The organism is Levilactobacillus enshiensis (assembly GCF_007115095.1).
Taxonomy (GTDB): Bacteria; Bacillota; Bacilli; order Lactobacillales; family Lactobacillaceae; genus Levilactobacillus; species Levilactobacillus enshiensis.
The window spans coordinates 1-18,429 of sequence record NZ_SULH01000014.1; the positions used below are offsets into that span (position 1 = coordinate 1).

Genomic DNA, 18,429 nt, shown 5'->3' on the forward strand with positions numbered 1-18,429 from the left:
TCTGTGGTTACTAAATATCATAAGGGAAGGCATTCCCTATTTCTATACAATTTAGAAATCTTTTGTGCGTTTACACAAGATATTTTACGCTCTCTCGAAAGCACGCTACTAGCCAATCGCAATTCTGTATGGGAGCTTGCATCCTGAATAGACAGCGATACCCCATAGTTTACTGATGCCTTAACTAACTCTATCCTATTATCTGCTACCTTATTAGTTTCATGAGCTTCTATCGAATTGTCTAGTCTAACGTCTTCTGGCGTAAATAAGTCAACATCTTCAGTAAGTCCTTCATCTTGATCCATGTGCACACTTTCATTAGCCTTCTCATTGTTAGCCCGACCATCCATTCCTAATTGTTCAATACTCTTAAGAAAGCTTGTTGCAACTTTCCCTCTTGCGCCCGTCGCAAGCTTATAGTCATTCAACAAAATATTAGCCAAAGTTTGACCAGTTGGTAGTTCCTCTCCCTTAAATCTACTATACAAGATACTACTCGACTCTGAATTGAGAAACGCCTTTCTTTTCAACTTCAGAATTTCCCCACTATCTTCCGTCATTGGGTGAATAATCAGTTTTGCTAATTCCGTTAAATGAAGCCCTGAATTTTTGGACTTTTCTATAAGTCCAAATTGTTTAGCTGCCGATACTTTGTAAGTCAACGACTTATTTCTGACAGCTACTTCAAGCATCTTTGCTATATCACTCATCAAAAATACTTTATCAGGAAAGTTTTTGTCTACTTGTTCAACAAATTCAAGAACCGTATCAAAATCCAAAACTACAAAATGTAATTTACTTTTCATATTGATTTCCCTCGCTTTTCCTGTCTAATCGATAAAGTATCCGATCCGCTAATCTTTTGAATTTATAGTATTTCTATTAATAAACGCATCTAGATTTGCATTAATCAACGTCTTCAAAAATTTTAACTTTTCTGTTGATTCTAACGACTCCCGTGGTACTTTTAGGACTGCTTGTCCCTGCATCAACGGAAGAACTAATGATACATATTCTTCACCATGAGTGCCTATTCCCTGCAAATTAGCTGCTTCCTGTCCTTCATTATCACTACCTTCGCTGCCTTTCACTGAATCTTCATCTACAGAAACCTGTTTAAGTACTCCATCTTGCATTAACCCAAGTTCATCAAGGCTTTTTAAGAAATTCTTAGCTGCAGTATTTTTTACACTTTTTAAAATTCCATATTCATTTAAAAGAATATTTGCCAGAACTCCTTCGGTGGGAAGTCCAGTCTTTAGGAAACGATCAAATAACGTTGAATATAGAGGTGAGCTCATAAATGATGAAATTTTGAGCTTCATCACATCCTCGTCATTATCTGAAGTTGGATGTAATATCTTTCTAGCAAGTGCAGCAATTTGTATCGTCTTACCCGCCGTTTCTATTAGCTTAAACTGTTCTGCTGTGGAAACATTTTTAGAAAACTTAGCTGTTGCATTCGTCTTCACACCCAGCATTTGTTCGACTTCTTCATAGGAAATCGTATTAGCAGAAAAGTTTTTATCCAATTCTTTCACAAAATCCAAAGCAGCATCAAAATCAATTCTCGGATATTTAGAGCTTTTAGCCATGTATATCTGCCTTCTTTATATATTTTTCAGTGCAAATAGTACTCTTATAGGTTTGTATTGTCAATTCATAGCTATTATAAAAATAGAACTGCTGTAATATCAACGTATTCGGCGATAGTTATATTCAGCTACAATTTCACTATAAATATTATACAAAGAAGAATTGCCGATGCTTATATGAATAATTTTATTGATTTATCAATTTAAAAGGGCATAGGGGTCTTTTTTCAAACTTACGTTCTGAAATAATTTCCATGCCTACCAGTAAAACCTGTGATTGTATTTAATTAATTAACACTTCAAATCGCTTGCTTTTTTCAGTCAGCTACTTCGCAGTCTGTCACAATATTAATATTGTCGAAGAATATCACAATACTTGTTTTTGAACCTAAAAATCTCTTTTTCAAAATATTTTTCCCTCATAGGAATCAAACTAGCAGCGGTCTGTGTCTACGAATTTCACCTTATCATGCAATCTTTTGCGCAGGAGTACTGATGGCTTCTATCGCTAGAGTTAACCTGGTTACCGATGGACTACCATACTCCCGAATAAATGCCGATAGCTGCTAAACTATCTAGATTACAATCCTCTTGTTACTTTGTATTTCTGAACCTGAGGTAGTAAAGCGATTATATAAATTGCCCATGCTGTCCGTTGAAAGCACTCCTGAGTCCAACTCATATCGCCTAAATCAATAGTTCAACCAAATCCTTGTTGCTGTCCCTTGATATCTTTAAAATCAGCCGCAACTGTTTGAATCGCACTGTTAGACTAAACCGCGACCCTCGCCAATAACCATAAATTTTCAGCTCTCCTCAACTAAATCATTTAACTCTTGGTAAATTGGAAATAGGGCTCCATAGGCGACATTCTTGCTCATAATTCAACATCCTTTCTATACAAAAATAGGCCTAGTGTCAGATACACTACGCCTTCATGGTAATAATACATATTTGAAAACACGGATAATTCACTTTCACTAAGTCATTTATAAGGAAAAGCACGTGTCATTACTCACTTGAATAAGGTTCCGAATTTTGTATACTAAAGCTATCAACGAGGAGGAAATTTTATGAAGAAGACTTCAATTCTTGCACTGCTGGCCTTAGCAGCTTGTGGCCTACCCTTTTATGACAATCCACAACCCGCACATGCTATTTCACGAGCTTGGAAAGTAAAATGGAACGCTACGCAAGACAAATACATAAAAAAGGTCGTCAAAAACGACTGGAATCACCCTTACCGAGAAATGAATGAATGGAAAATTAACGGCAAAACATATGAACTAAAGAATCAAAGCGATGATCAACTAACCGATGAATTTCGCCCCCTGAAAGCTAACTCTAAGAGACAAAAGTTTAACAAAATTCCTAAAGATATTCAGGGACATTGGTTTTATGCCAATGGTGATTCTTTCAGAGTTACTAGAAATGGTGTCATTCCTTCACAAAGATTCAAAAAATTAGGATTTATGCAGCAAGATCGATATAACATGAATATACAAAGGTTTACCAAAGATATTATCCACAACTATACTTACAAACACGATAAAGAGCCTGAAATTTCCTACACTTTTTGGGCTAAAACAGCATACAATTATGAAACTGTTGAAACAGGTATTTTCAATCACATCAAAGTAAGAAATAGTCATGGCAAAGCTTTTTCAGCACTAGCTTTCTATGATAGCAAGGGAGATTTTTCTCTAGTTTACCATAAACGCTACTCTAAATTACCTCATAAAGTCAAATCCGTTAATTTTAAAGATACATTTGGCTATTGGAACAGTCCAACTGACCTAGCAATTAACCATAACAAAACTATTACAACAAAAGAAATTACAAAAATAAACAAGACTGGCAAAAAAGCAAATTCAGAGGGGACCATTTCCAAAAGTGGCGGTGGTAATCAGGTTATCAAGTACGCCACTAAAGTAACCAACGATAAAATACCTGCTCCTTTATTATCATATCTAAAAACGCATTAGTTTGTATTTCTGCCAATGCTAATAGATTCCCCAATACAGTTTTTCATGAAAAACCGCATCACTTATGATACGGAGATCCGTAACAGACTACTTTGCGATTATCATTTCCATTATCCTACATCCAATATTTCCCATAAATCATCATCGAAACGTCATTGTCTCAATTTTTTCGTAAATAAGCTTGTCGTCGCTGTTGTGAAGAACTCGAAATTCCACCAAAGTTTATCCAATACCGATGTTTAATCCCTAATTGCTTCAAAGTTTGATTTAAGAAAATGCGTTGAATACCATTACCACAAAATAATTTGAAATAAAACGTTGGTGAAGTCGATGTCGTTAAAACGTAAGCATGCTGAACATCGGTCAACAGTCCTCTGATACCGGTTTTAGTGACTGTGTGGGACAATCCAACACCTTCTTTCGACTTTATCAATAAATCCTTTCATCATTGCTGGAACATCATTCCACCAAATTGGAGTGATAAAAATAATAGTGCTTGCTTGCTGAATCTTACGTAAATACGGCATAACTAAGGGATCAACCGTTTCCCCATGATTAAATAGTTCCAATTCTTTTTTTGAGTACGTCGGATCAAATTGTACCTGATAAAGGTCCAGTACGTCATACTGAATTTTCTTTGTCATTAGGTTGTCTTGAACTTGTTCCAAGATTGCATGGTTAAAACTCTTTTCATATGGATGACTATAAACGATTACAACTCGTTCCATAATTAGTTCCCTCTAGATATTCGTCTAACGTTGTCTCCAATAATTCACGATCATAATCAACAACTTTATTTTTAAGTAACAATCCATATCCCTGAATAAATGACCAAATTTGAATAAATAGTCTTTGTGATTCAACTGTAGACTGGCTGCCTTCCACTAACCCATTGATTAAGTCCATAGTCATATTCAATAGTTCAAAATCTGTTTCTGATTCTGTGATTGTTCTCTGTGCCATTGGATTGAAAAACATGAAGTTCATTAAGTTCGGTTGCTTTTGAAACCATGTAAGTAAAACGTCCGCTAGCACTAATAACTTTTCTTTGGCATTTTGGACCTCCATCAATGCTACTCGCGCCTCCTCAGTAACTTGATGAGATATTTCCTTAGTAATGGCCCTAAATAACTGGTCCTTGTTAGCGTAGTGCTTGTAAAAGGCCCCAGTTGTCACACCAATGACACTGGCTAGACGTCTAAGCGATATGCCACTTTCACCCTTATCCTGGATAATTTGAATCGCCGCTATTAGGATCTTATGGTCTGTATTATTCGTTTTTCCTGCCACGTTGTTTCTCCTTCTTATATTGCTTAGCTAATAAGATAACATCGTTATCCCATTAGCTCAAGTTTAGTTTATCTAAAATAAACTAAACTTACCGTCAATATACGGCTATAAAACAGCTCAACCAATGAATAATTCTGGTCACTTTCGAATTCTTTCATAATGGCTAATAACTTTACATAAGCGGAATAACTGATCAGAGAATCTGGACTTGTAACTATTTCGCGTTGTCCCTGATAGTCTCTTTGATTCTTAAGAATTATCCACTAGCACAGCTGGTGGTGCCCTAGAGGGGCTCATCGCACAAACCCCTTAAAAGGGCCCAACAAAAGACTACCAATGTGTATCAAGACCCTTTCCGTCCCATACAAAAACTCCTCTCTAGGTAAACAAGCTTTATTATTTGCTTGTCTACCTAAAGAGGAGTATAGCCTAAATGAGAAGACTCTTCTCTTTAACATTGCTTCAAATCGATCTGATACGCACGATTATTACTATTCCACTAATAATCAATTATTATCTGTATCACCGAGAACAACACCCCAAGAAATACCATATGATTTCTAATCTAGACTATCTTTTTGTCTCGCTACTTGTATCAGTTTATCCACGCTTTTCTCCCTAATCATATATCCCTCCGAAAACCTCACTGTCTCATTTAGAGGCAGATTGAGTCTAATGTCTTCCAAAACTTTCAAAGTCCCTTTATCGGTTTCTTCAAATTTCGAGCTCACGGAATCTCTAAGTCCTGATAGAGTTTGGTTAAGAGAATTTTTCCTCTTTTTGATCAAGCTACCTTTTTTCAAAATGTTTTGATTTTTTGAAATTGTTTCAATATTATACAAAACGCTCTCGCTACTAAAAGGAAGTACACGATTCACTGGTATTCTAGTCGCCTTTTTTATAATATTTTTTTTATCACATCCAAATGCATCACTTAAAGCTACAACAATGGGATAAGAATCAGACAATTTTTGACTTTCAAATCTCTTGCTATACATATGTGCTAAACGTCCCTTATTATCATTAATTAATTTTTCAATATTAGCTTGATTGCTTTGTCCCTTACTACCCGTAATGTTAAAAAGTGTTTTTTCTGTTCCAACAACCTGAGATCCAACATTAAGCACATTTAGCTTTAAATCTTCCATATACTCTGGATTTTTTTCATTAACAAGCTCCTCTACTACACTGCCAAAAATCTTCGAATCTAAAACATCCTCGATAACAGTTCTACTGTACTTCTCTCCTCCTTCCTTTATGTTTATCAAACTTATCAATTTAATTTTTTCGCTGTTATTTACTAGTTGCCAACGACATAAACTTACTTCGCTAGATTTTCCATCTAAAAATATGTCAGGGTTGAGCTCTTGATCCGTATCGATCACACATAAAACATGTGGCACACTTCCGGTAAGATTTACGCTATTCAACGCTACTATCAATAGTTGCGCAGTTAGAATAACATTCTTTCTACCACCAACTGGAATTATCTTAACTTCATTGAGATTAAGATAATTTTCCAAATACAATCGATCAGTAGGGCCCTCACATATAATAACTCTTTTCTTTGGATATGCTCGAACAAACGCCACCGTGCTTGTCACTAAGTCATATACACTTTTAAACTTCATTTCAGTAAGGTCTTCCATGTGGGAAGAATAAATATCATAGAACTCATGTGATCTACTTTCTCCCTTATCGTCAATCAACAAAAGTGTACCGCCATATGCTGCTGGCAAAATACCATACCAATGCGTAGTTAGCATAACCTGAAAACTGCTATTTCGTGCAAGACCTTCCAGCCTTTCAAATTGTGGAAATACATTTGAATAATCTTGCGATATCTCAGGCTCGTCTAAAGCAAATATAATAGCATCTTTATAGCCCTGATCTACTTGCTGATTATCTAATAATGCACAAAAGACATTGATTATTGCTTGTTTTTGTTCGCCCGAACTTAATTGTTCAATAGGAATCTTAGCTTTCTTTACTTTGAACAATTTTCTTGGTGAGAAGTAGGAAGCTATAATTCTATCAACAAAATCCTGAGTGTATAACTTTTTCTTCCGAGATGAAGTATCAAATTGATAAGTATTTCCATTTGATTCTAAACTTTGATTAATCGTTTTTAAATAATTAGACAATTGAATATTTACTTGATCAATAACTGCATTAGATCCAATCTTAGAGTTAAGTATCCGTTTTACTTCATCATAAACTTTAACATTTAACACTTTCTGAATGTCTAGCTCTGTCAGATTTAATAACTCTTCAGGGACTTCCTCAGCTGGAATGTAAATATATTCATGATAATCAAGAACAACTTCAAAATAAATCTTTTGAATGTCCGAAAATTTATCTTGATCAAACAAACGTGTTTTCAGTGGACTAACACCCGTCTCGCCAGTAAAAACTCGTCCTGACACACATAAAAAAGAATCTACATCATTATAATTGTTAGCATCTCTAGTAAATCTAATAACCTCGTCATTCGTGAATCCTTTATTAGCTTTTGAACTTCTAATTCTTTGGTCAACTTCTTGGAATATTGTTAATATTTCTTGCTTCTGTACCGGGTATTTTTCAGCAAGATATTTTTCAACATTGCTTTTTTTAATTGCAAAAAGTCCTACGACGTATGCATTTTTTGATGATTTTCGATCTTTGTTCATATTCCACGAAATCTTTGTTACTTGATAGTTCAACAAAAAATTAAGCGCTTCTAGAATAGCACTCTTACCCACACCGTTTTTTCCCAAAATCGCTGTGTATGCTTCTTCTTCATCCTTAATAAAGCTTATATATTGTAATTTCTTAAAAGACTTATATCCATCAATTAAACATCCTAAAATCATATGATATTTTCTCCTTAAAGCTTTAATATACTATCAGAGGTAGTCCGCATCACTTATGATACGGACTTCCCTCATTAATCATAAACGCCCGGTAAACCTGCTCCGTCAACACCAATCGCATCAACTGGTGCGGCAACGTAAACCGGCCAAACGAAATCTGGGTGTCCGCGCGCTTCAGGACCGCTGGTGTCAGGCCTAGCGAGCCACCGATGACGAACGTGATGTCTGAATGGCCGTACGTCGTTAGGTCCTTGATTTCCTTGGCGAACTCCTCCGAGGAGCGTTCCTTGCCCAGAATGGCCAGCGCATAGACGTATTCCTTGTCCTTGATCTTACTCAGGATTCGTTCGCCCTCTGCCGCCATCACCTGGTCCATCTCCGCCTGTGACATGCTTTCTGGGGCCTTTTCATCCGGCACCTCCACGATTGAAAATTTACAGAATCTGGACAGCCGCTTGGCGTATTCCGCGATTCCCTGTTTGAAGTACTTTTCCTTTAGCTTACCCACAACGACGAACTTGATGTTCATAATCTGCCTCCTGTACACAGGTTGTCCACAAAGTTATCCACAGGTGTACAACCTGTTTTCCTAGATATTGGGGTGGTCTTTCCACAGACCCCCCATATTTATTTTTTTGTAAAATGTCAATCGCTAATTAGTTATCCACCGTTTTTTGACAAAACGTCTGTTTGGGCTATCCGCTTACAATCCGCGTCACCACTGGGTTTAACTCCCGCATTTGACAACAAAAATTTTTCTATCCACAGTTATCCCCAGTGCCTGTGGATAACTTTTGCACCGGTACCATCGCTGGTCCTGACCTGTTTATAACTTTTCCACCGGGGTGTTTCTTTTTTCGTCCCCCGAGTTATCAACAGTTATCCACAAGCTAATTCTTCGGCCTGAATTACTTTTTCCATTCCTGGACTTTCGTTCGGCCGCGCAACCCACGGTTACGGTTTCATCTGCCCACGGTCGACCCGAAACTTCGGCTTTTCACTAAATAGTTTATCATACTCAAAAGCGACCGGTGAGAAAACCCACCGGTCGCTTTCATTTTGGCTCTATTATGATTCGGACGTTGCCGACGTCGTTGTCTTCAACTGTGAACTCGTTTCCGTCAGCTTCACACTAGTCGTCTTCTTCTTACCATTGTGGTAGTAAGTCATCGAGACCGTGTCGTTCAGCTTGTACTTGTACAAGATATCACGCAACGTGGATTGGTCCGAAATCTGGTGACCGCCCATCTCCGTAATCACGTCGTACTTGCTCAAGCCCGCCTTCTTTGCCGGTGAACCCGCACTCGCACTCATCACGACGACCCCATTTTCCACACTAGATGGCAACTTCAGGATCGACTTCTGTTGTGAGCTCGAAACGTTCGCCAAGTCGACGTAGGTAATGCCCAGCGCTGGCCGGACGACCTTGCCCTTCTTGACTAATTGATTGATAATGTTGACCACTTCGTTCGATGGAATGGCAAAGCCCATCCCTTCAACGCTGGTTCCTTCGGCGTCACTGGCAATCTTCGACGACGTAATGCCGACGACTTGCCCCGCCACGTTGATCAGCGCCCCACCGGAGTTCCCGGGGTTGATAGCCGCATCGGTTTGGATAACCGTTGCGTTCCCCGTCTGTGTTCCGGCCGAGTTGGTCGTTTCCACGGTCCGTTTCTTCGCGGAAATGATGCCTTCCGTCAATGAGGTCGCGTACTGGCTACCCAGTGGTGACCCAATCGCCAACGCCGTTTCGCCGACCCTGATCTTGTCGGAGTTCCCGAAGGAGGCCACCGTCTTCAAGTCCGCGCCATTCACCTTCAGCACGGCCAAGTCGGTCACGGAATCCTTCCCGACCAATTTTGCCTGTAGCTGCTTACCCGAACTCGTCACCACGCGCAGTGCCGATGACCCCGACACCACGTGATTGTTGGTCACGATGTACGCCGTATTGCCGTCCTTCTTATAAACGACCCCGGACCCTTCGGACGCCTCTTCCAACGCCGCCTTCGAGCTCTTCGACGTGCTTGAGGACTCTTGACCGAACAACTGGCCTAACGTGCTGTTATTACTCTGCTTTTGCAGGTTGATCACGGAGACCATGGCCCCCTTGACCTGGTTAAACGCCTTGGTCGATTGACTGTTAACGTTGACCGTCACGTTCGAGGTCTTGGTATTCCCGGTCTTATTGCTACCGCTAGGAACAGCCGTGTCATTCAAGCCACTATTATTAATATAGTTAATCCCACCGTAAGCGACACCCCCACCTAGGAGCCCCGCAACCGCTGCGGTAACGGCGACCTTGGTTAAGGTCAAGCCCTTCCGTGGCCGTTTGGGCGTTTCTGGGGTTGGCGTTACCTCACTATTATTAGTCGTTTGATTGTTATTAGTTTCTTGACTATTATCATTGTTGTTATCATTAAACTGATTATTGTTGTTATTATCCATAGCATTGCGCGAACGCGCGAACCCTCCTCATTCGTCGGTCAGCAGGCCAACGTCCCCCGACCGTTTATTTATAAATACTATCATAGCGACCGAGTGTGAAGTTTTTTTGATGAATCAGTGCTGAAGTCCTAAAATTTAGTGAATCTTACAAAACTCGCCTGGCCACTTACAGGGCAACCAGTGGCGTTGCTTCTTCCGGATTCGTGTCGATCAGCTGGAAATCATGGCCAACGCCGAAATCGCGATTTTCCATCATCGAGGCCACCGTCAAGTGACACAGCGACTGCATATTGTTGTGCAGGCTCCGGTGTCCCAGGTAGATCTTCTTGGTCCGGTTGCCCAACACGTCCATCAAAGCGTCGGCGCCCTCTTCGTTTGACAAATGGCCCTTGTCACCCAAGATACGTTGCTTCAGTGGCCAAGAGTATTCCCCCATCCGCAGCATCTCGACGTCGTGGTTGCACTCCAACAGGTAGGCATCGGCATCTGCAATCACGCCCTCGACGTGTTCGGAGACGTAGCCGGTGTCGGTCAGAATCACAAAGGTCTTGCCGTGATAGTGGATCGCGTAAAATTGGGGTTCCGCCGCATCGTGGGACACGGAGAAGCTTTCGACATCGATGTCACCAAACGTTTGGACCGTATCGGGAGCAAACAGATGCTTTTGAGCCAAGTCGACCTTCCCGATTTTCGAACTCATCGCATCCCAGGTGCCCTGGTTGGCGTAAACGTTCAATTGCTCGTAACGCCGCGCCAAAATACCCACGGCCTGCCGGTGATCCGAGTGTTCGTGTGTCACCAGCAAGGCATTGACGTCCTGCATCTTGCGGTCGATATCGCCCATTAATTTCTCAATCTTCTTGCCGCTCAACCCCGCATCGATCATGATCCGTTCGTTGGGGCTCTCCACGTAGCACACGTTGCCCGTACTGCCACTGGACAACACGCTGATGCGTAAATCGTCTGCTACTGCTGTATTCGTCCGCAAATCCAATTCGACCTCTCCTTAGCACTTATCCCCGCGGTAGTTCGCTGGCAACTGAAAACCCTCGCCAAACCACTTACCCGGAAACACGTAAATTTCAATACCGTAATCATACCGCATCTTGCCGGCTTTGTAACTAAATATCAGTCCAAAGGAAAAGGGCCGGTTCGTGATGAACCGTCCCCCATCTCCCATTTCAACTCTCACTTATTCGCTCACACTCGTTGCACCACTGACCGATTTCACGCTACTGTTCGTCTCGAGAATCGCCCCGGTGAACGCGTTGACCCGCTTGATCTGCAGAACACCCGCGTTGTTGCCGCTATTGGCTTTGACCGCGATGACCCAGGTCGGAATGTACACGCTGCTATTCTTCAGACTGAAGTAGCGAGTGTACGCCAGCTGCGTCCAGATAACCTTGGTATTGTTGGAGATCTGGTTATATTGGTACAGCCAGATCAGCGCCTTGCGTTCGGAAATGGTATCCGTCTTTTCCCGCAAGGTCGCCACGTTGGCGAGATACCCCTGCGTGTAGCCGGTCACCGTTCCATCATTGGTCATGCTGAACCGAATCTCGCCGAACCGCGAGTAGATCTGACCGTCCGTCACGTGTTGCGTGTAGACGATCGTGTTGCGACTCGACAGCTGCGCGTTGTACAGATAATGCGTTCCGTACAGAATCAGCGCGCCGTTATTGACCACCGTGTCCAGCGTCTTATCCGGATGCTTGATATCCACGTTAGTCACCGGCGTCTTGAACGTCGAGGTGATCAGACCATCCGTTTCGTACCGGACCGTTTGATCGCTCAACGCCGTCAATTCACTCTTGATACCATCGTTGTTGGTCGTGGAAATGTAGTAGCCCTCGCCGCTCTTCTTGGACGGGCTGCTAAATGAAATCTCATCGGCGTGCATTTCCTTAACGATCGTGGTGTCACTATCCGCCGATTTACTCGAGGTCGTGTCGGTCTGACCCGTCGTATCGCGTTGGAAGGCGACAAACAAGAAAATATCAATAACGATGAACGCCACTAAAAATAACCATTCAATGCGTCGAAAATCCATGCTGGGCCGCCCTCCTTTACCGGAATTACTGCTATTGTTTCAGCAGTTGCGTGTAGGTCTTCCAGCTCCCGTTGTAGTAAACGTACCAGGTTGGCGTCAGGTTGACCACCTTATCGGACGACGTGGACGTCACCCACTGATACCCTAACTGCACGGTCGAAATTTTACCTTTGTTATACCCCGCCGCCAGCAATTGATTCATAACATGCTGCGTGCTTGGCAGTGAAACGGCCTTTCTATCGGTCGGCACAGGGACCTGCAGACTGTACAGCGAGAAGTTATACCGCCGAACCCCCTGCGACAACATTTGAATCCGGGCCGCGCCGTAATTGCTTTGATTAAAAATCGGGAACCCTTCAACGAAGCTACGGTAGGTGACCGTTGACTTCGTATCATCGTAACCATAATAACGCAAGTTTTCCATCGGAATCCCAATAGACTTGACCGCGTTGTAACTGGCCGTCAACGCCTGACTGAACGTAAAAGTCGACTGTAGGGCACTATAGTCCTCATACAACGCTGTCCCGCGCCGATTGTAGACCGTCAGCTGCCGCGAAGCCCCATCACTGTAGATGGTATTGTCCTTGTTCTTCTTGGCCGAAACGTTGGTCGACTCCCCCTTGTTCAGGAGGCGCGTCGTAAAGTAATCCGTCGACTGCTGGTTGACTAAATAACTATAGGACGGTACCGTCACCGTGTTGGTCACATAGGGCACGGCCTCTTTGTTCAACCATTGCATCTTCACGTTGATTCGGAACAGGTTCTCCTTTAAGATCTTGCGCAGTTCCTTCACGTTTCGATTGTGAACCGTGACCTGATAGACTTCCTGATTCTTGTCGTTCAACAGGTACAGGTGCTTGCTGTCATTTAGAGGGATCATGATCCGGGAAATCTCGGCGTTGTTGCGATTTAAACTGCTCCCAAAGACCTTATTAAACATTTTAACGTTGATTGGTGCCGCGTACGACATCAAAATACTACTCTTCATGTTCAGGTAGTGCATGTAGTCCGCCTGCGACTTGACCTGAATCTTTTGGACCCGGCCCAAGTCCCATTTGGCTAAGGACTCACGAATCTCCGTCGTCAGGTTAACTTTACGGTTATTCAACAGTTCTTGATCGCCTAATTCGTTGCTATACAAGACCTGCGTCGGCAAATACACGTCCTTTTGTGGCCGCGTGTTCAGCTCCGTCGTCGGCGTATTGGAACTCCGCTGACGGTTACGCTCATACTGCGCTGGGTTCGTCCAAATCATGGCGGAGAGCGTCACACTCACGACGACGGCGAGGGTCAATCCCAGTGGTAAGAATGCTTTAGTTATCTTCATCCCAAAGATCCTCCTCATCGTACGGCTTGTAAGGCAAGGAAATGTAGAACGTTGACCCGCGCCCTTCACGACTATCGACCCAAATTCGGCCGCCCAACATCTGGACGACTTCCTTTGAAATGGCTAGACCCAGTCCGGTCCCGCCTTGTGCCCGTGAACGGGCCTTGTCGACACGATAGAACCGGTCAAAGATCCGCGGAATATCTGCCCGGGGAATCCCCAAGCCTTGGTCAGAGACGCTAAGAATGACGTTGTTGTGTGTCTCCAGCAAACGTGCCGTCACCACACCACCATCCGGTGAGTACTTGATGGCATTATTCATTAAGTTGTCCAACACCTGCGTGAACCGATCGGTGTCGATTTCAACCCATAAATCGCGCTTGGTAAAGTCCCGTTTGATCGTATAGGTCTTTTCCGGCTGGTCGTCTTGCTTCAACATCATGTCAAAGCGATCCAGCACGTAGTTAAAGAGCTCGTTTAAATTGACCATTTCCAGATCGACCTTTTGCGTCCCGGAGTCCATCCGCGACAAGGTCAACAGGTCATTGATCATCCGAATCATCCGGTCAGTTTCCTCTTGGGTGACCTTCAAGAATTGCGGTGCTACCTCGGGATCCTTCCAGGCCCCTTCGGACAGCGATTCAATGTAGGCCCGCACACTGGTCAACGGCGTCCGCAGTTCATGCGACACGTTGGAGACGAATTCCTTACGGTCCTGATCGATCTTCTGTTGCTCAGTTACATCATGCAAGACACAGACCAACCCAGAGATGAAGCCAGATTCCCGCTGAATCAGTGAGAAGTAGGCCTGCAAGATCAGGTCATGTTCCTTGGTCGAAAAATCCAAGACTAAATCGTCCGGGTCTTCCAGCAGTTCGCGCAACGTGTAGTCGTCACGAATCGCTAAGAGATCCAGAATAGATTTGCCGACCGCGTCGTCCGTATCAGTATCCAGAAAGCTCGTGGCCGTTTCGTTAATGATGGTCACGTTCCCCCGGCGATCGGTCGCAATAACCCCGTCGGTCATGTGGGCCATGACGGAATCTAGCCGGCGCCGTTCAGACTCGGTCGACTCTTGGGCCTCTTCGACCCGCACGGACAGGTTATTGACGGCACTCGCCAGTTGGCCCAGCTCATCATTGCCATAGACGTGGACGTGCCCGGAATAGTCCCCCCGCGCGATGCGAAGCGTTTGTTTCTTCATTTCATCAATCGGTCGCGTAATTGCCCGGGAAATAATGATGGCCATGACCAGTCCCAAAATAATCGCCACAAACGTTGCTGAGAAGTAGATCAGCGTGATTTGATTGATATTTTGATAGACCGAATCCAAACTCGACCGCATGTAAATAACCCCGACCAATTCGCTGTTATTTCCCTGAGTTCGAATCAGCCGCGTAATCGTCGTATAGTAACGGCTATTATTCTGTGAATTATAAGTCGTCCGGACCACGTCACGGTTATTATAAATAGCGTTTTTAATGTTATTATCGGTTGTTTTTTGCCCAACGATCCCCTGGTTATCGACTTCATTGGTGCCCCGAATGGTCCCCTTGTTGTCGATGACCCGAATCTGAGCGTTATTGGTGTTGTTGATTTCAGACAACGTCGACTTGATCTGCTTATCGGCCTTGGTCGTATCGGTCGTCGACAACTCATCAGAGAACCGGTTGACGATGTACGTTTGCACGACCTGTTGGGCTTTAAAGGTATTTAAATTTTGCCGCTCCAACTGCCGCACGAACACGGCACCAACGATCTCCAGCGTCAATAGTAGGAGTAGCGCGAAGACCAGCGCGATTTTAAAGTGAATCGACTGGAAAAATTTTATTTTGCTATTCACGAAGTCACATACTCCTCAATGCGAGATTTAGCGTTACCGCTAGCTTAAGCCTGTTCGGAATCAGGGTTCCGTAAGTAGTAACCGACACCCCGCCGCGTCACTAACCACGTTGGGTGACTGGGCGCATCTTCAATCTTTTCTCTCAGACGCCGCACCGTCACATCCACGGTCCGCACGTCACCAAAGTAGTCGTAGCCCCACACCGTTTGGAGCAAGTGTTCCCGGGTCATGACTTGGCCAATGTGTTGTGCCAGGTAATGTAGTAGCTCAAACTCACGGTGGGTCAACTCAATGTTGGCACCCCGCTTGGACACAGAATAAGCCTCTGGGTGGATGGTCAAATCACCAATCTCAATATCTTGATTTTCTGGTTCTTCAGGCTGGGCGTGCGCCGCGGTATTTTGCCGCCGCAGGTTCGCCTTGACCCGGGCCACCAATTCCCGGTTAGAGAATGGCTTGGTCACGTAGTCGTCAGCACCCAGTTCGAGGCCGAGGACCTTATCCAATTCGGAATCCTTAGCGGTCACCATGATGATGGGCATGTCATGCTTCTTACGAATCTCACGAGCAACTTCCAGCCCGTCAACTTTTGGCAACATCAAATCTAGGATCACCAGGTCGGGGTTACCCTCTTCGACCTGTTGAATGGCGGCTTCTCCGTCATAAGCGACATCGACTTCGTAGCCTTCTTTTTCAAGGTTAAACTTCATGATATCGGTAATCGGCTTTTCATCATCAACAACGAGAATTTTCTTAGGCATAGTAAAAATTTCCTCCTTAAAGGGAAATACAAATGAGTCCGATAATTGCAGGATTACCGGCAGGCCGGCCGTTGGGTGTCATACTACCACCGTCAATGGGGCCACTACGATTAATGTACGGTTAGGTTTCTTCGTTTAAAGTCAAGGAATAATGGGTCAGTCTTGGTTGCTGACCCGGTGTTTTTTAAGGTTGCGTTCGCCGACCTGATAAACTTCCAGTGCCGGGAAAAGAACGCTACCTGAATTATAACACATCATGGGACGCGTTTCAGTCCCGTTCTACTAGGGATTTAAGCTTCCCTTAACGAACTATTTCCCGGGAAATAAGATGCGGTTCTTAATATTTACGGTCGAACCTGACCATTTTCACCAGTGACGCAGAGATATTTCCCGCCATTATTTTGGATTGGACCTCTGCTGGGGGAGCGTTTAAGATTTTCGATTGGTGGAAAACACCTGACTATGGGCTTGCGTCACCGTCATATCTGGCAGATAAGCGCCGCCAGATTGTTCAATTCGATAACAGTTGGTTCGATTAATTTTAAATAAGCTACTTCGATATAGCGAGCGGTCATCGTTAACCGGGAAATAATTCTCACTCACCCGATTGCTGTCGCTTTTCAAAATTAGTTCCCAGCATCAATCGTTGCCAATCAAACTAACCGCGTGCCAGAATTTTGCGGTCATTACCTCACAGCCGCCTGTTTTGGGCCGTCTACACGCCTATTTGAAAATAATTTTAACTTTTTTTGCGGTCAACATCGGCAACCGTCGCCCTTTTTCAACCGCCTAGCCTAAGAAATTGTAATTTTCCAAACTTTTTTTCTCTGGGCCAACGTGGGCGTTACTTTCCCGGTATTTCGCGGGTTTTACGCCCCTGCGGTTGATAAAATACTCAATATTTTTGAATAAAAATCAATTTTTTTCTAAAAAAGGGTTGCACACCCCCCGTCCTCATGATATGATAGTTCTCGTTGATATGGAAGACATACAACAACTTAATCACATGGGCAGTTAGCTCAGCTGGCAGAGCAACGGACTCTTAATCCGTGGGTCCAGGGTTCGATCCCCTGACTGCCCATCACTTACTAATCAGCTTTCACGAAGTTAGCTTCGTGGTTGCTGATTTTTTTGTATACTAGTTTAATAAATATCCGTTACGTTTATGTTTATTCATTTAGCACGTGCATCGGGTCCATTTCCTGACTCATGCATCTTCGAGGCCGCCACACCAGTTCACACGCATCGACACCCCAACCGAATGAAGCAACAGCGCAACTGGAAAATTTTGTAGGGGTGATTGGTTTTGCAACAGCAACAAACAAAGAATCGGCTATCTTATCGGGTCTTTGCACTCGTAATTGGCCTGGTGTTGAACGCTTTTGGTAACGCTCTGAGTGTCTCAAGCAACGCCGGAAGTGGTATCTGGACCGCAGCGGCCGTCAACATCGCTTACTGGATTCACGGGAACGTCGGCATCATCCTTCTGATTCTCGGCGTTTGCAGCGCCCTGCTCAACCAGATCTTGATTCGACAGGTCGACCTCCCTCGCTTCATTGGCGAGGTCGTCTTTATTTCCTGTTTCAGCTACTTCATTGACCTGTTCGTGGATCTCTTTGCCAAATTGGGGATTCCCAACCTGCCACTAGGTTGGCGCATGGTGCTCAGTGTGGTTGGCGTCACCATTTTTGCCAGCTCGATTTCGATCTATCAACGCGCCAACCTCGTCATGCATCCGAACGACGACACGTCCAACATCTTACGCTTCATGTACCTCGGTGGTCGAGCCACTGTCTCACAGTACGTTGACTTCATCCCACCGATTATCATGATCGTCATCTGCGTCATTGGCACCCATCAGTTGTATTCGGTCAACGTGGGCACGCTCTACTCGATTCTCTTCAACGGGGTCATCATCGCTGCGGCCGACGAACACATCATGCCTGGCCTGCACCACAACTTCCGCGTCTCGCATTAAAATTAAAATTCGCCGCCATGCTCAACTTCGGGTGTGGCGGCTTTTTCTATTGTGCGAAAGATTGAAAGTTCCAAAGTACAGCTTATTCCTGTTCTAGCAACAACGATGGGACTAAAACTAGGCAACATGGTGGTTGCATCGCCTTACCGGCCGGCAGATATGGGCTGGATCGGTGCGAACACAACTTGAAGCCCCGAAGAACACGAGTCTACAAGCTTGGTTTTCTACTAAGCCAGTAAGAAATGCACTTACTGACTAAGTAGAACGACGCGCCTGAGCCCATATCTGCCGACCTCTCGG

13 protein-coding genes, 1 tRNA gene and 1 pseudogene are annotated in these 18,429 nt (G+C 44.0%); 3 read left to right on the forward strand and 12 right to left on the reverse strand.

Annotated features, from left to right (window positions below; genetic code table 11):
* Positions 1 to 17: 17 nt before the first annotated feature.
* A complete protein-coding gene (locus FAY32_RS14690; protein ID WP_158727594.1) occupies positions 18 to 806 on the reverse strand; it encodes a hypothetical protein in 789 nt (262 codons plus the stop codon).
* Positions 807 to 854: 48 nt separating this feature from the next.
* Positions 855 to 1,595: a hypothetical protein gene (locus tag FAY32_RS12455; RefSeq protein WP_143463753.1), complete on the reverse strand. Its 741-nt coding sequence runs from the start codon at positions 1,593 to 1,595 to the stop codon at positions 855 to 857.
* Positions 1,596 to 2,668: 1,073 nt separating this feature from the next.
* On the opposite strand from FAY32_RS12455, the gene FAY32_RS12460 reads away from it, so the two are divergent.
* The gene (locus FAY32_RS12460) at positions 2,669 to 3,580 is read left to right on the forward strand and encodes a hypothetical protein (protein WP_143463754.1); all 912 of its coding nucleotides are present in this window, start codon (positions 2,669 to 2,671) and stop codon (positions 3,578 to 3,580) included.
* Positions 3,581 to 3,740: 160 nt separating this feature from the next.
* Here the strand turns inward: FAY32_RS12460 and FAY32_RS12465 are convergent.
* From FAY32_RS12465 to yycF, 10 genes and pseudogenes are all read right to left on the reverse strand, one after another.
* Positions 3,741 to 4,308 (reverse strand): annotated as a pseudogene (locus tag FAY32_RS12465) (NAD(P)H-dependent oxidoreductase).
* Positions 4,283 to 4,870, reverse strand: a complete 588-nt coding sequence (locus tag FAY32_RS12470) for a TetR/AcrR family transcriptional regulator (protein WP_158727595.1) — start codon at positions 4,868 to 4,870, stop codon at positions 4,283 to 4,285. Before FAY32_RS12470 ends, FAY32_RS12465 begins: the two are co-directional and overlap by 26 nt.
* A 560-nt stretch (positions 4,871 to 5,430) precedes the next feature.
* A complete protein-coding gene (locus FAY32_RS12475; protein ID WP_143463756.1) occupies positions 5,431 to 7,725 on the reverse strand; it encodes an AAA family ATPase in 2,295 nt (764 codons plus the stop codon).
* A gap of 49 nt (positions 7,726 to 7,774) precedes the next feature.
* A complete protein-coding gene (rlmH, locus tag FAY32_RS12480) occupies positions 7,775 to 8,254 on the reverse strand; it encodes a 23S rRNA (pseudouridine(1915)-N(3))-methyltransferase RlmH (protein ID WP_143463757.1) in 480 nt (159 codons plus the stop codon).
* Between the two features lie 539 nt (positions 8,255 to 8,793).
* Positions 8,794 to 10,170: a S1C family serine protease gene (locus FAY32_RS12485; RefSeq protein WP_143463758.1), complete on the reverse strand. Its 1,377-nt coding sequence runs from the start codon at positions 10,168 to 10,170 to the stop codon at positions 8,794 to 8,796.
* Positions 10,171 to 10,336: 166 nt separating this feature from the next.
* Positions 10,337 to 11,164, reverse strand: coding sequence for an MBL fold metallo-hydrolase (locus FAY32_RS12490; RefSeq protein ID WP_048733633.1), 828 nt, complete (start codon positions 11,162 to 11,164; stop codon positions 10,337 to 10,339).
* A 198-nt stretch (positions 11,165 to 11,362) separates the two neighbouring features.
* Positions 11,363 to 12,220: a two-component system regulatory protein YycI gene (locus FAY32_RS12495; RefSeq protein WP_143463759.1), complete on the reverse strand. Its 858-nt coding sequence runs from the start codon at positions 12,218 to 12,220 to the stop codon at positions 11,363 to 11,365.
* 31 nt (positions 12,221 to 12,251) lie between these two features.
* Entirely contained in the window at positions 12,252 to 13,547 is a 1,296-nt protein-coding gene (locus FAY32_RS12500; protein ID WP_143463760.1) for a YycH family regulatory protein, read from the reverse strand.
* Positions 13,534 to 15,390, reverse strand: a complete 1,857-nt coding sequence (walK, locus tag FAY32_RS12505; RefSeq protein ID WP_143463761.1) for a cell wall metabolism sensor histidine kinase WalK — start codon at positions 15,388 to 15,390, stop codon at positions 13,534 to 13,536. The genes FAY32_RS12500 and walK overlap by 14 nt, the downstream gene beginning before the upstream one ends.
* Positions 15,391 to 15,434: 44 nt before the next feature.
* Entirely contained in the window at positions 15,435 to 16,151 is a 717-nt protein-coding gene (gene yycF / locus FAY32_RS12510) for a response regulator YycF (RefSeq protein WP_143463762.1), read from the reverse strand.
* Between the two features lie 1,008 nt (positions 16,152 to 17,159).
* Between yycF and FAY32_RS12515 the strand changes: the two genes are divergently transcribed.
* Both FAY32_RS12515 and FAY32_RS12520 read left to right on the forward strand, forming a co-directional pair.
* Positions 17,160 to 17,232: transfer RNA gene (locus FAY32_RS12515), tRNA-Lys, on the forward strand.
* Positions 17,233 to 17,457: 225 nt separating this feature from the next.
* The gene (locus FAY32_RS12520) at positions 17,458 to 18,129 is read left to right on the forward strand and encodes a hypothetical protein (RefSeq protein WP_225428344.1); all 672 of its coding nucleotides are present in this window, start codon (positions 17,458 to 17,460) and stop codon (positions 18,127 to 18,129) included.
* Positions 18,130 to 18,429: the final 300 nt, after the last annotated feature.

Coding starts and splice junctions, on each gene's coding strand:
- FAY32_RS14690 (WP_158727594.1), bottom strand. CDS start 806: ATGAAAAGTAAATTACATTTTGTAGTTTTGGATTTTGATACGGTTCTT.
- FAY32_RS12455 (WP_143463753.1), bottom strand. CDS start 1,595: ATGGCTAAAAGCTCTAAATATCCGAGAATTGATTTTGATGCTGCTTTG.
- FAY32_RS12460 (WP_143463754.1), top strand. CDS start 2,669: ATGAAGAAGACTTCAATTCTTGCACTGCTGGCCTTAGCAGCTTGTGGC.
- FAY32_RS12475 (WP_143463756.1), bottom strand. CDS start 7,725: ATGATTTTAGGATGTTTAATTGATGGATATAAGTCTTTTAAGAAATTA.
- rlmH (WP_143463757.1), bottom strand. CDS start 8,254: ATGAACATCAAGTTCGTCGTTGTGGGTAAGCTAAAGGAAAAGTACTTC.
- FAY32_RS12485 (WP_143463758.1), bottom strand. CDS start 10,170: ATGGATAATAACAACAATAATCAGTTTAATGATAACAACAATGATAAT.
- FAY32_RS12495 (WP_143463759.1), bottom strand. CDS start 12,220: ATGGATTTTCGACGCATTGAATGGTTATTTTTAGTGGCGTTCATCGTT.
- FAY32_RS12500 (WP_143463760.1), bottom strand. CDS start 13,547: ATGAAGATAACTAAAGCATTCTTACCACTGGGATTGACCCTCGCCGTC.
- yycF (WP_143463762.1), bottom strand. CDS start 16,151: ATGCCTAAGAAAATTCTCGTTGTTGATGATGAAAAGCCGATTACCGAT.